At 40.4% G+C, this 11,468-nt stretch carries 15 protein-coding genes and 1 riboswitch; of the genes, 14 read left to right on the plus strand and 1 reads right to left on the minus strand.

Annotated features, from left to right (window positions below):
* Positions 1 to 56: 56 nt before the first annotated feature.
* From FS458_RS07900 to FS458_RS07940, 9 genes are all read left to right on the plus strand, one after another.
* Positions 57 to 677, plus strand: coding sequence for a stage V sporulation protein AA (locus FS458_RS07900; RefSeq protein WP_144699271.1), 621 nt, complete (start codon positions 57 to 59; stop codon positions 675 to 677).
* Positions 667 to 1,089 (plus strand): stage V sporulation protein AB, encoded by a 423-nt coding sequence (locus FS458_RS07905; protein WP_144699273.1) that lies wholly within the window; start codon positions 667 to 669, stop codon positions 1,087 to 1,089. Before FS458_RS07900 ends, FS458_RS07905 begins: the two co-directional genes overlap by 11 nt.
* A gap of 16 nt (positions 1,090 to 1,105) precedes the next feature.
* Positions 1,106 to 1,561: a stage V sporulation protein AC gene (gene spoVAC / locus FS458_RS07910; protein WP_144699275.1), complete on the plus strand. Its 456-nt coding sequence runs from the start codon at positions 1,106 to 1,108 to the stop codon at positions 1,559 to 1,561.
* 11 nt (positions 1,562 to 1,572) lie between these two features.
* A complete protein-coding gene (gene spoVAD / locus FS458_RS07915; RefSeq protein WP_144699277.1) occupies positions 1,573 to 2,589 on the plus strand; it encodes a stage V sporulation protein AD in 1,017 nt (338 codons plus the stop codon).
* A gap of 1 nt (position 2,590) precedes the next feature.
* Complete coding sequence (gene spoVAE, locus FS458_RS07920; RefSeq protein WP_144699279.1) at positions 2,591 to 2,941, plus strand: stage V sporulation protein AE; 351 nt, start codon at positions 2,591 to 2,593, stop codon at positions 2,939 to 2,941.
* A gap of 4 nt (positions 2,942 to 2,945) precedes the next feature.
* A complete protein-coding gene (locus FS458_RS07925; protein ID WP_144699281.1) occupies positions 2,946 to 3,524 on the plus strand; it encodes a stage V sporulation protein AE in 579 nt (192 codons plus the stop codon).
* Positions 3,505 to 4,980 carry a spore germination protein gene (locus tag FS458_RS07930; RefSeq protein ID WP_144699284.1) on the plus strand — a complete coding sequence of 492 codons (1,476 nt, stop codon included), beginning with the start codon at positions 3,505 to 3,507 and terminating at the stop codon, positions 4,978 to 4,980. Before FS458_RS07925 ends, FS458_RS07930 begins: the two co-directional genes overlap by 20 nt.
* 59 nt (positions 4,981 to 5,039) lie before the next feature.
* A riboswitch (Lysine riboswitch) is annotated at positions 5,040 to 5,216 on the plus strand.
* A 93-nt stretch (positions 5,217 to 5,309) separates the two neighbouring features.
* Positions 5,310 to 6,632, plus strand: coding sequence for a diaminopimelate decarboxylase (lysA, locus tag FS458_RS07935; RefSeq protein ID WP_144699286.1), 1,323 nt, complete (start codon positions 5,310 to 5,312; stop codon positions 6,630 to 6,632).
* A 69-nt stretch (positions 6,633 to 6,701) separates the two neighbouring features.
* Entirely contained in the window at positions 6,702 to 7,136 is a 435-nt protein-coding gene (locus FS458_RS07940; RefSeq protein WP_066395813.1) for a peptidylprolyl isomerase, read from the plus strand.
* Positions 7,137 to 7,191: 55 nt separating this feature from the next.
* Here FS458_RS07940 and FS458_RS07945 read toward each other — a convergent pair whose 3' ends face one another.
* Entirely contained in the window at positions 7,192 to 7,704 is a 513-nt protein-coding gene (locus tag FS458_RS07945) for a DUF309 domain-containing protein (protein ID WP_144699288.1), read from the minus strand.
* A 134-nt stretch (positions 7,705 to 7,838) separates the two neighbouring features.
* Between FS458_RS07945 and FS458_RS07950 the strand changes: the two genes are divergently transcribed.
* From FS458_RS07950 to FS458_RS07970, 5 genes are all read left to right on the plus strand, one after another.
* Complete coding sequence (locus FS458_RS07950) at positions 7,839 to 8,582, plus strand: segregation/condensation protein A (protein WP_144699290.1); 744 nt, start codon at positions 7,839 to 7,841, stop codon at positions 8,580 to 8,582.
* Between the two features lie 6 nt (positions 8,583 to 8,588).
* Positions 8,589 to 9,179, plus strand: coding sequence for an SMC-Scp complex subunit ScpB (gene scpB / locus FS458_RS07955; RefSeq protein WP_144699292.1), 591 nt, complete (start codon positions 8,589 to 8,591; stop codon positions 9,177 to 9,179).
* Between the two features lie 17 nt (positions 9,180 to 9,196).
* Positions 9,197 to 9,568, plus strand: coding sequence for a hypothetical protein (locus tag FS458_RS07960; RefSeq protein WP_144699294.1), 372 nt, complete (start codon positions 9,197 to 9,199; stop codon positions 9,566 to 9,568).
* A 219-nt stretch (positions 9,569 to 9,787) separates the two neighbouring features.
* The gene (locus tag FS458_RS07965; protein WP_144699296.1) at positions 9,788 to 10,864 is read left to right on the plus strand and encodes a type III polyketide synthase; all 1,077 of its coding nucleotides are present in this window, start codon (positions 9,788 to 9,790) and stop codon (positions 10,862 to 10,864) included.
* Entirely contained in the window at positions 10,865 to 11,419 is a 555-nt protein-coding gene (locus FS458_RS07970) for an isoprenylcysteine carboxyl methyltransferase family protein (protein ID WP_144699298.1), read from the plus strand.
* Positions 11,420 to 11,468 lie beyond the last annotated feature (49 nt).

Consider the following 11,468-nt stretch of genomic DNA (forward strand, 5'->3'; position numbering starts at 1 on the left):
GAATTCCATCATCGCATACTAAACACAAATGCGCTTAGAAAGAGGTGAAGTGAAAATTGGATAAAACAGTATACCTACGTATGCGTCAACGTGTACAGGTCATTCAGCATCAGAAAGTCACAATTGGTGAAGTTGCACAGATTGTAGCATCTGATGAATTAGAAGAAGCCATCAAAGGATATATTATCCACGAAGTAACCCCTGAAGATAAGCATTTGATTGTGATCGATGTCATGCGTGTGATTGCGACGATTCAAAAGAAAAAGCCAGGTTTAGACGTCCAGACCATCGGTCCAGCACAATCGATTCTGGAGATTCAGATGCAACAAAGAAAGCTGGCTCCAGTGTATTTTGTTTTGGTGTGGCTTCTGCTTTTTACAGGCTCGGCTCTTGCAATCATGAATTTTCATGAAGATGTAAGCATGCAGCTTGTTCATCAAAAAATCTATTTCATGATCACGGGGCATTATAAGGAGCAGCCTCTATTACTCCAGATTCCATATTCGTTTGGGCTTGGTCTAGGCATGATTCTTTTCTTTAACCATCTTTTCCGAAAAAGACTTAATGAAGAACCAAGTCCTTTGGAAGTTGAGATGTTTAATTATCAGCAAGACCTTGATCAGTATGTGATCGTTCATGAGAACAAAGAAACTGAGAAGAAGATCAATGGGAATTAAAGTATTGCTCGTTGCCTTTATCGGTTTTGGTGGTGGAATAACAGTAGGTTCTGGTCTTGTCGCTCTTATAACGGTTCTTGGAATCGTACCTAGGCTGATGCAGCTCTCTAAAACGTATCGATACATCAGAGGTTATGAGTTGAGCATCATATTAGGTGCTGTAATCGGAGGTTGGATGAATTTAAGAAACAGTTCGGTAGGGTTTCCCGCTTTCTTTCTAATACCGATCGGACTGTTTACCGGGATCTTTATTGGGATGTTAGCTGCAGCGTTAACTGAAGTATTGAACGTACTTCCGATTCTTGCCAAAAGAGTAGGATTTGGCGAGAAGATCATCATTATACTAATGGCAATTGTACTTGGGAAAATCTCAGGATCTTTGTTTCATTGGATGTACTACATTAATCATTAGGGATGTGATTGTACTTATGGCAACTAAAGAAGAACAACAGGCATATGCCGAAAAAATTAAATCGATACAGCCAAAACCACCGTATGTTCTAAATTGTTTAAAAGCTTTTTTAATAGGTGGAATCATCTGCACGATCGGTCAAGCGATACAAATGTTTTATATGACTTACTTTAATTTTACGGAAGAAACAGCAGGAAATCCGACTGTTGCTACGCTCATTTTAATCGCAGCATTATTAACAGGACTCGGAGTATACGATAAGATCGGTCAATTTGCTGGAGCAGGTTCTGTCGTTCCGGTAACAGGGTTTGCTAACGCCGTTACGAGTGCGGCATTAGAACATAAAAGTGAAGGACTAGTACTTGGGGTCGCGACAAATCTCTTCAAATTAGCTGGAGCTGTTATTGTATTTGGAGCGGTTTCCGCCTACGTTTTCGGTATGATCCGTTACATCTTTCAGCATTTGACATAAGGAGTGAAGGCATGAACTTATTAGGAAGACAAACATGGAAATTTGCAAACAACATTTACTTAAATGCTGCGGGTACTGCAGTAGGACCGATGGAAAGCGAAGGACCTCTAGGCAGCTATTTTGATAAAACGTATAACAACCTTCACTGCGGACAAAAGAATTGGGAACTTGCGGAACGTCAGTTGATGGAAGATGCGATCAATGCATGTTTGCACAAAGTAAAGATGAAGCCAGAAGACATCAACTTCTTGTTGGCGGGTGACTTGTTGAACCAAATTGTTTCGTCAAACTACACAGCTAGAGGAAACGGTATACCGTTCCTAGGTGTATTCGGAGCATGTTCAACATCAATGGAGTCTCTAGCATTAGGTGCAGCTTTAGTGGATGGCGGGTATGCGAATCGAATTGTCGCTGCAGTAAGCTCACACAATGCTACAGCTGAAAGACAGTTTAGATATCCTACTGAATACGGCGGGCAGAAGCCAGATACAGCTACGTTTACCGTAACAGGTGCTGGTGCTGCACTTGTGAGCAAAGAGGTCTCAGATATAAAGATCACATCGGCAACTGTCGGAAAAGTAGTGGACTTAGGAATCAAAGATCCTTTTGACATGGGGTCAGCGATGGCTCCTGCTGCTGCAGACACGATTGCGGCTCATTTTAAAGAGATGGATGTTCAACCAGATGAGTACGATCTAATCGCGACAGGTGATCTATCTGGCGTTGGTGCACCGATCGTTAAAATGTTATTAAAAGAGCAAGGTTATGATGTGTCAGACAATCATCGAGATTGTGGATTGATGATCTATCGAAGCGGGCAGCAAGTTTTTGCAGGTGGAAGTGGCTGTGCGTGCTCTGCAGTCGTTACGTATGGATATATTTTAGACGAGATTCGAAAAGGCAATCTGAAGAAAGTCTTAATGGTCGCTACAGGTGCATTATTGAATCCGGTGATGGTTCAGCAAAAAGAGAGTATTCCAACGGTTGCTCACGGCGTGGTTTTAGAGCGAGCGGAAGGAGGGCAATAAGATGGAATTTTTTTGGGCGTTTGTAGTAGGTGGAGCCATATGTGTTGTCGGCCAGCTGATGATGGATGTAATGAAGTTGACTCCGGCTCATGTAACGACTTCCTTCGTAGTAATCGGTGCACTTCTTGATGCTTTTGGTATCTATGATAACTTGATCAAATTTGCAGGTGCAGGTGCTACGGTTCCGATCACAAGTTTTGGTCACTCCCTTCTACACGGAGCGATGGCTTCAGCTGAAGAACATGGCTTTATCGGAATCGCTATGGGGATCTTTGAGTTAACATCTGCAGGAATCTCATCCGCTGTTTTGTTTGGATTTTTAGTAGCAGTAATCTTCGAACCAAAGGGGTGATCACATGGTGAAGAAACGGGTCATTTTCATAACGGATGGAGATCTGTATGCACTACGAGTCGTCGAGCATGCGGCTAAACAAGTTGGAGGACGTTGTATTTCGCATTCTTGGGGAAATCCAACACGAAAAAGTGGTATAGAGCTTGTGGAGATGATCCGAAAAACACCTCATGACCCTGTACTTGTGATGTTTGATGACTGTGGATATAAAGGAGAAGGTCCTGGCGAACATGCGATGAGGTATATTCATCAGCAGAAGGATATCGATGTGATTGGTGCTGTAGCAGTTGCTTCCAAAACACATTTTACAGAATGGACAAAAGTTCATTGTTCGATGGACCGATATGGAGAATTGACCGAATTTGGTATTGATAAGAGTGGAATTCCGGACCTTGAAACAGGAAGGATTAACGGGGATACCGTCTATATCCTCGATGAATTAAACCTTCCTTTCGTAGTAGGTGTCGGGGACATCGGAAAAATGGCAGGTTTTGATGCAATAGAAAAAGGAGCTCCAATTACTGTAAAAGCAATTCAACTCATTTTAGAAAGGAGCGAATCAATTGGCAACCGAAAAAAATAAAACACCAATCAGTAAAAACATTGAAGATACGGAAAGGTTTCTAAAAGAGCGACTCGGCATTGGTGTAAGTTTTGATGTTGGTGTCAGAAAGATCTTTGTTTTAAAAAAGGAACTTCAGCTGTATTATTGTACGGGACTTTGTGACAGTGAGTTCATTATCATGATCTATCGCGAACTAATGGATATGGATCATGGTCATCGCGCACCAAGTAAAGTAAAAGATCTTGTACATAACCACCTTGCCCATCAGCAAGTAGAGATTACGAAGTCGTTGGATGAAGCTGTAGACCGTATGCTCTCAGGTCTGATCGTTATATTCATTGATGGTGAAGAAGAAGCATTCGTTGTGGATGTAAGAAGTTATCCAGGAAGATCACCAGAAGAGCCAGACATTGAGAAAGTGGTAAGGGGAGCTCGTGATGGATACACGGAGAATATTATCATCAATACTGCTCTTACGAGAAGGCGTATTCGAGATGAACGATTAAGACACGAAATTCTTCAAGTAGGTGAGCGTTCCAAAACGGATGTGTGTCTGGCTTATATTCAAGATGTAGCTGATCCTGGACTCGTTGACCTTATTAGAAAAGAGCTAAACTCTATTGAGATCGACGGAATACCCATGGCCGATAAGACGATAGAAGAATTTGTAGTAAAACAAGGCTGGAATCCGTTTCCTTTAGTCCGTTACACAGAAAGACCCGATGTTGCTGCTCAACACTTGATGGAAGGTCATGTTTTAATCATCACAGATACATCGCCAAGTGTCATCATCACACCTACAACACTTTTTCATCACGTACAACATGCAGAAGAGTTTAGGCAGACACCATTCATAGGTGCATTTTTAAGATGGACCCGTTTTACAGGTATGCTGGCATCGGTATTCTTAGTACCAATGTGGCTATTGTTCTCGATGGAAGAACAGTTGCTGCCACCTTTTATTGATTTTATAGGGCCCAATAAGCACACGAACATACCTTTGTTTCTCCAGATTATTTTTGCAGAGATCGGTATCGATATCTTAAGACTTGCCGCCATTCATACACCTAGTGCACTCTCAACTGCCATGGGTCTAATTGCAGCTGTATTGATCGGCCAAATTGCAATAGATGTAGGTTTATTCGTTCCAGAAGTTATTTTATACGTTGCGATTGCAGCGATCGGAGCGTTCTCTACACCTAGTTATGAGTTAAGTATCGCCAACAGGGTTTTGCGCCTCTTTCTGATAATAATGGTCATGCTTTTCAAAGTTCCTGGGTTTATCGTTGGTTTTACGATTATGATTATTTATATGGCAACGATTAAGAATCTGAACACGCCTTATCTATGGCCGTTCATTCCATTTAATCCTAAAGCATTCCTGCAGATCGTTATTCGAGTAGCCGTTCCACTATCTAAAGTTCGGCCAAGTATCGTACATCCGCAGAACACCAAAAAACAGCCAACTAATTAATCTGTCCCTTGCTGATTGTTGAAAATTGTGTTAAATTCATAACTAATTAAATATGCCTCATATGAGGTAGAGGCGCAAAACGAATGAGTAGCATATGGAGTTTGTGGATGACGATGAAATATGTTGAAAGGTCAATTTGCCGAAGTGTAGAAAGAGCTCCATCTCTTTTTATGCTGGGCCGCTGCTGAACAAGCAACGGACTGTCACTACAACTGTAGTGGAGAGCTATTCCGACATGAGGGTACGGTTATGACAGCCTGCCTTAGTTGCGGCTGTCTTTTGTATTTGTCGGGATTGAATTCTCTATCAACAACGAGAGGGGATTTTTTGTGAATTTACACGGAACATCAAAAATTGGAGATAATCATCATCTATGGATCGGTGGTTTAGATACGGTAGATCTAGCGAAAAAATACGGAACGCCGCTTTATCTGTATGATCTATCCTTAATTAAAAATAGAGCAAGAGGCTTCAAAAAAGCATTCGAGGAAAATGAGGTAGGATATCAAGTCGCTTATGCTTCAAAAGCTTTTTCATCGATCGCTATGTTTCAGCTAATCGAGCAAGAAGGATTGAGTCTCGATGTAGTTTCAGGCGGTGAACTTTACACAGCACTTCAAGCCGAATTTCCACCTGAGAGAATACACTTTCATGGAAACAACAAGAGCTTAGCAGAATTAGAATTTGCACTTACCGCTGGAGTCGGCTGTATTGTAGTGGATAACTTTCATGAGATCTCATTGTTAAAAATGCTGAGCAGTAAGCTGAACAAAAAAGTAAACATCTTACTACGCTTAACTCCGGGAATTGAAGCACACACACATGATTACATCATAACAGGTCAAGAAGATTCTAAATTTGGATTTGATCTAGGAAATGGTCAAGGAGACAAAGCACTTCAAGAAGTACTTGCATTTGAAGGCTTTCGAGTTTTAGGCATTCACTGTCATATTGGCTCTCAAATCTTTGAAACAGAAGGGTTCACCCTTGCGATTGAAAAGTTATTCGGTCACTTTAAGAAATGGGAAGAAAACTATAGCTATTTTCCAAGTGTCGTAAACCTTGGAGGCGGGTTCGGCATTCAATACACATCAGAGGATACACCGCTTTCTCCTGAACAGTACGTTTCGGCGATGATTGTAGAAGTGAAAAAGCAGATGATTCACTTTGAAGGGCAAGAGCTGCCTGAACTTTGGATCGAACCAGGCCGTTCACTCGTAGGTGATGCAGGTACGACGATCTATTCGATCGGCTCACAAAAAGAGATCGAAGGAGTTAGACACTATGTGTCTATTGATGGTGGGATGACAGATAACATTCGTCCTGCACTCTATCAAGCAAAATATGAAGCATTCGTAGCAAATAAGATGAACGCAGAACCAACACAAACGGTATCTATCGCAGGCAAATGCTGTGAGAGTGGCGATATGTTGATCTGGGATATTGAACTTCCAAAAGTTTGTGATAACGACTTCTTGGCCGTTTCCTGTACCGGTGCTTACGGTTATAGTATGGCGAGCAACTATAATAGAATCCAGCGGCCGGCTGTGGTTTTTGTAGAGAACGGTGAAGAACAGCTGGTAGTTAAGCGGGAAACGTATGAAGACCTTATCAAGAACGATGTTCCGTTAAAATCGAATGTTTTTGTGTAAATTAGTTTACGGAGCAGCCATTTAACCGTACAATGGAAGTTGAATGAAGTAGAAGGAGGCCTGTTTTTTATGAAAAAAGGTTCGATTGAATTTGAAAACGGCGAAAAAATTGTATTTGATCTGTATCAGGAGGAAGCACCTGGAACAGTAGAAAACTTTGAAAAACTTGCAAACGAAGGATTTTACAACGGTGTAACGTTCCACCGTGTTATCCCTGGATTTGTTGCTCAAGGTGGAGATCCAACAGGAACTGGAGCTGGCGGCCCTGGTTATTCAATTCCTTGTGAAACAGAAGGAAACCCGCATAAGCACGTAGCGGGATCTCTTTCAATGGCGCATGCTGGCCGTGATACAGGTGGAAGCCAATTCTTTATCGTACACGAGCCACAGCCGCACTTGAACGGTGTTCATACTGTTTTTGGACAAGTTACAGAAGGTTTGGAAACAGTACTTCGTATTAAACAAGGCGATGTAATGAAAGAAGTTAAAGTTTGGGAAGAATAATTTCCAAATAAGAAAAGCTCCGGATTTTTCCGGAGCTTTTTTATGCTTTAGGCAATTATAAATTTCTGTTTTTCATAAGTTTTTGTCTATTTCGTTCATCAATAACAGTGGATCGGTCTCTTAAAAAGTGTTTATTAACGATGTTTTCATCCACTACGGTTGATAAAGACCACTCTTCTTCCGTCACACCAGCTTTTAATAAACATACGCGCATTAGGTCAGTTGAAAGTGGAAGTGCTATCGACTCAAAAGGTTGCTGTTGCACAATTTTTTGTGTAATTCTATCGAGTACTTCATAAAATGGTTCAGCTTCTATCCCGAGTTCTTTCAGTGCTGATTCCTCTTTTTGCAGCTTCACTTTACAACTCAGGATCATTCGTTTAGCTCCGTTATTGTTGCCGCGCCGATGGTGATAAAGAGCTACTGCAAGCTGAATCAATCCAGGCCACAGATCCCCTTTCATTCCCTCGTTCTTCCAATGCTCCTCAAGCACCTCATGACATTCAAAGTAATCTTGATCTCTATGAAAATGCACCAAGTATTCAATCCATGGTTTTGGATAAGTCACTAATCGTTCACGCCCCTTAATAAGCTCAACTTTAAGTTTACCATATGCACAGCATGAATAAAAACAAGCCGCGAGACTCACAAAATATGATATAATTTTATAATACAAAATCGCTTAAAAACTGGGGAAATGTTATGCAATATAGTGTGAAGCTTGATGGATTTGAAGGTCCGCTAGATTTACTGCTTCATTTGATACAAACCTACGAAGTGGATATTTATGATATTCCGGTAGCCATCATAACTGAGCAATACCTTCAATATATACATACGATGAAAGAACTTAAACTTGATGTAGCAAGTGAATTTCTAGTTATGGCAGCTACTCTTCTTGCGATTAAAAGCAAGATGCTGCTACCAAAGCATGAAGAAGAGCTCTTTGAGAACCAAATGGAACTTGAGATGGAAGATGATCCAAGAGATGAGTTAGTAAGAAGACTCGTTGAATATAGAAAGTACAAGCACGCTGCTGATGAACTTAAAGAAAGAGAATCGGCAAGAAGTTTAATATACACCCGTCAGCCAGCTGATCTCTCTCAATTTGAAAAAGAAGAGTCGGCAAAGCAAGTGACGAATGTAACGCTTTATGATATGTTGCAAGCTATGCAAAAAGTCTTTCAAGAAAAGGTCACGCGGGCACCAAGACAAACGACCATTGAACGGCAAGAGATTCCGATCGAAAAAAGGATGGAACAGATAAAAACCTCTCTTCTTTCAGTAGGCGGACGAAAAAAATTCACAGACCTTTTTGATAAGAGTACAAAAGAACATGTTGTTGTTACCTTTCTTGCTATATTAGAACTTATGAAAGTAAAATCAATTAATTGCGAGCAACAAGATCATTTTAGCGAAATATATATAACGATGTTAGAGGAGTAATATGATTTGGAACGAAATGAATATAAAGCGGTTGTTGAGGGTTTGCTTTTTGTCAGTGGAGATGAAGGCATCGACAGAAAACAGATCGCTCAAGTGCTGGAGATCGACAGCAAAGAACTTGATCCCATCATTGAAGAATTAAAACTAAGTTATGCTTCATCAGAGCGAGGGATGTCAATTGTTGAATATGCAGGATCCCTTCAGTTTGTAACAAAGCCTGAACATGCTTCCTTTTACGAACGCCTCGTTGAAACACCTGGTCATGCAACACTTTCTCAAGCTGCCCTTGAAACGCTTGCAATCATTGCTTATAAACAGCCGATTACAAGGTCAGAGATCGAAGAAGTAAGAGGTGTAAAAACGGAGAAACCGCTGCAGACTCTTTCTGCAAAAGGATTAGTAAAAGAAGTGGGAAGAGCAGAAGGAACAGGACGAGCAATATTATATGGTACAACGAAAGCATTCTTAGAACATTTTGGGTTGCAAAGTGTAAAAGAGCTGCCTCCACTTCCAGAGAACATCCAGGAAGAAAATGTAGAACAAGAAGCAGATCTGTTCTTTTCTAAGTTTCAAGAATCACTATCTACCGATGAATAGCAAGGGGGAGTCATGCGTTGTTGATTCAACATATTAGTGGTATGGAGTTAGAAAAAGAAAAGCCGAATACATCAGAAGATTTTTTTAACCGTTCAGAAGTGACCTATGAACTTGGCGGAAAAACTCAAACATTTCATCTTCTTTATGTAAGATACTTTGAAGAAAAACTTCAAGAAGAATTAACGCATCATGACTTTTGGAAAAATTATTTGGACTTCTATAAGATTACAGATATTGCAGCCCTTACCGCATTGCTTAAGGACCCTGCCTATCTAAAACGTAAACGAAGCTATATCAACAACTATGAGGAATTTAGAAAACTATTCATCCAACCAAATGAAGAGTTGCTAAGTTCACACCTCAATACTCTAAAACAAATAACAAAGTAAACAGCCTTTATTCATTTAGGCTGTTTTTTTTTCTTCCTAGGCAAGTTGATTGAAGCGTCAGGCGTAAGGTGGCTGACTCCTAAGCTGGAACGGAAATCAACTCTTCCACTACTGCGACGTTCACTCAAAAAACAAACGAATCTTTTAAGTCTTCGTTTTAAAAGGCTGTTTAAGGGTAAATTACTAAAAAAGGATTTGCAACCGAAGGAGAGAGATCAATTGCCAAGAATAGCAGCAGTAGAAACAATAAATCCACCTCATAAACTTTCTCAAGATCAAACAATGGAATTTGCAAGAAACCTATTTCAAGACGCGTTCTCAGATATTGAACGCTTGCTCAAAGTTTTTCAGAATGGTGAGATTGAATCACGGTATTTCGCGATGCCTATAGAATGGTTTAAAGAAAAAAGAAGTTTTCAAGAAAAAAATGATTTATACATAGATTTTGCAACAAATTTAGGAGCAGAATGTATCGAAAAAGTCATGTCTGATCAAAGATTAAACATGTCATATGAAGACATTGATGCTATTTTTTTCATTTCTAGTTCGGGTTTATCCACTCCGAGTATTGAAGCTAGGATCATGAACATCCTGCCATTTTCATCACATACAAAGAGGATCCCAATCTGGGGATTAGGATGTGCTGGTGGTGCATCAGGTTTTTCAAGAGCTTACGATTATTGTAAAGCATATCCAAAATCAAACGTCCTCGTTTTAAGTGTGGAACTTTGTTCGCTAACATTTCAGCACGAAGATCTTTCTAAGAGCAATTTAGTAGGAACATCTTTGTTTGCGGATGGTGTTGCTTGTGCGCTAATCTGCGGAGATGAGTCTGACACGGCCAAAACATCAGAAGTATCTCCTTACATAAAAGACACGATGTCCACATTGAAGCCGCATTCTGAAGATGTGATGGGTTGGGAAGTAAAGGACACGGGTTTGTATGTTGTCTTTTCAAGAGATATTCCAAACGTCATCCGTACGTGGCTTAAACCAAACGTAGATGAGTTCTTAGACCGAAATCAGCTTGCTGGAGAACAGATCAAACATTTTATTGCACACCCTGGCGGTAAGAAAGTATTACAAGCATACGTGGATGCGCTAGGAATTCCGTTGTCCAAGACAGATGTGTCGAGAGACGTCTTACGGGAAAATGGAAATATGTCATCTGCGACCGTTTTCTATGTCTTAAAAAATTTTATGCAAACAAAAAAAGATGAGGGAGATCTTGGTGTGATGGCTGCTTTAGGACCAGGTTTTTCTTCTGAACTTCTTTTAGTGGAATGGAGGAAGTAGATGAACTGGTTTCTTCTATTTTGGGGTTTTCTTATCGTACAGAGATTAGCAGAAGTAAGGGTCGCTAAATCTAATGAAAAGATGCTTTTGAGTAAAGGTGCTGTAGAAGCTGGGAAAGATCATTATAAATGGATGGTTTCGATGCACGTAGCTTTCTTTGTTGTTTTCTTTATTGAAGTGTATGTGTTTAAAGCACAGCCGCCTAGCTGGTGGACTGTTCCTTTTGTGCTGTTTTTAATGGCGCAAGTGATCCGTGTATGGGCCATTTCATCATTAGGTGAGTTTTGGAATACGAAGATTATTCTATTACCTGGTGCGAATGTAGTGGCAAAAGGTCCATATCGTTTTATGAGACATCCCAACTATACGGTAGTCTCCTTGGAACTTTTAGTCATGCCCCTCATTTTTGGCGCTTATTTTACGGCTATTCTTTTCACGATTTTAAATATCTTCATGTTAAGAGTGCGGATTCCAGCTGAAGAAAAAGCACTCATGGAACTAACAGACTACGAAAAAAGCCATGGTCAAAAACAACGATTTTTTCCTTCTCAATAATTTGCGGAAGTAAATCCCATTCATAACCTGTCCTTGTTTGCATAAACTT

The organism is Fictibacillus phosphorivorans (assembly GCF_007673525.1).
Lineage (GTDB): Bacteria > Bacillota > Bacilli > Bacillales > Fictibacillaceae > Fictibacillus > Fictibacillus phosphorivorans_C.

What these genes read in the sequence shown, in the direction of transcription:
- FS458_RS07905 (WP_144699273.1), top strand. Translation starts at nt 667, where the DNA reads ATGGGAATTAAAGTATTGCTCGTTGCCTTTATCGGTTTTGGTGGTGGA.
- spoVAC (WP_144699275.1), top strand. Translation starts at nt 1,106, where the DNA reads ATGGCAACTAAAGAAGAACAACAGGCATATGCCGAAAAAATTAAATCG.
- spoVAD (WP_144699277.1), top strand. Translation starts at nt 1,573, where the DNA reads ATGAACTTATTAGGAAGACAAACATGGAAATTTGCAAACAACATTTAC.
- spoVAE (WP_144699279.1), top strand. Translation starts at nt 2,591, where the DNA reads ATGGAATTTTTTTGGGCGTTTGTAGTAGGTGGAGCCATATGTGTTGTC.
- FS458_RS07925 (WP_144699281.1), top strand. Translation starts at nt 2,946, where the DNA reads ATGGTGAAGAAACGGGTCATTTTCATAACGGATGGAGATCTGTATGCA.
- FS458_RS07940 (WP_066395813.1), top strand. Translation starts at nt 6,702, where the DNA reads ATGAAAAAAGGTTCGATTGAATTTGAAAACGGCGAAAAAATTGTATTT.
- FS458_RS07950 (WP_144699290.1), top strand. Translation starts at nt 7,839, where the DNA reads ATGCAATATAGTGTGAAGCTTGATGGATTTGAAGGTCCGCTAGATTTA.
- FS458_RS07970 (WP_144699298.1), top strand. Translation starts at nt 10,865, where the DNA reads ATGAACTGGTTTCTTCTATTTTGGGGTTTTCTTATCGTACAGAGATTA.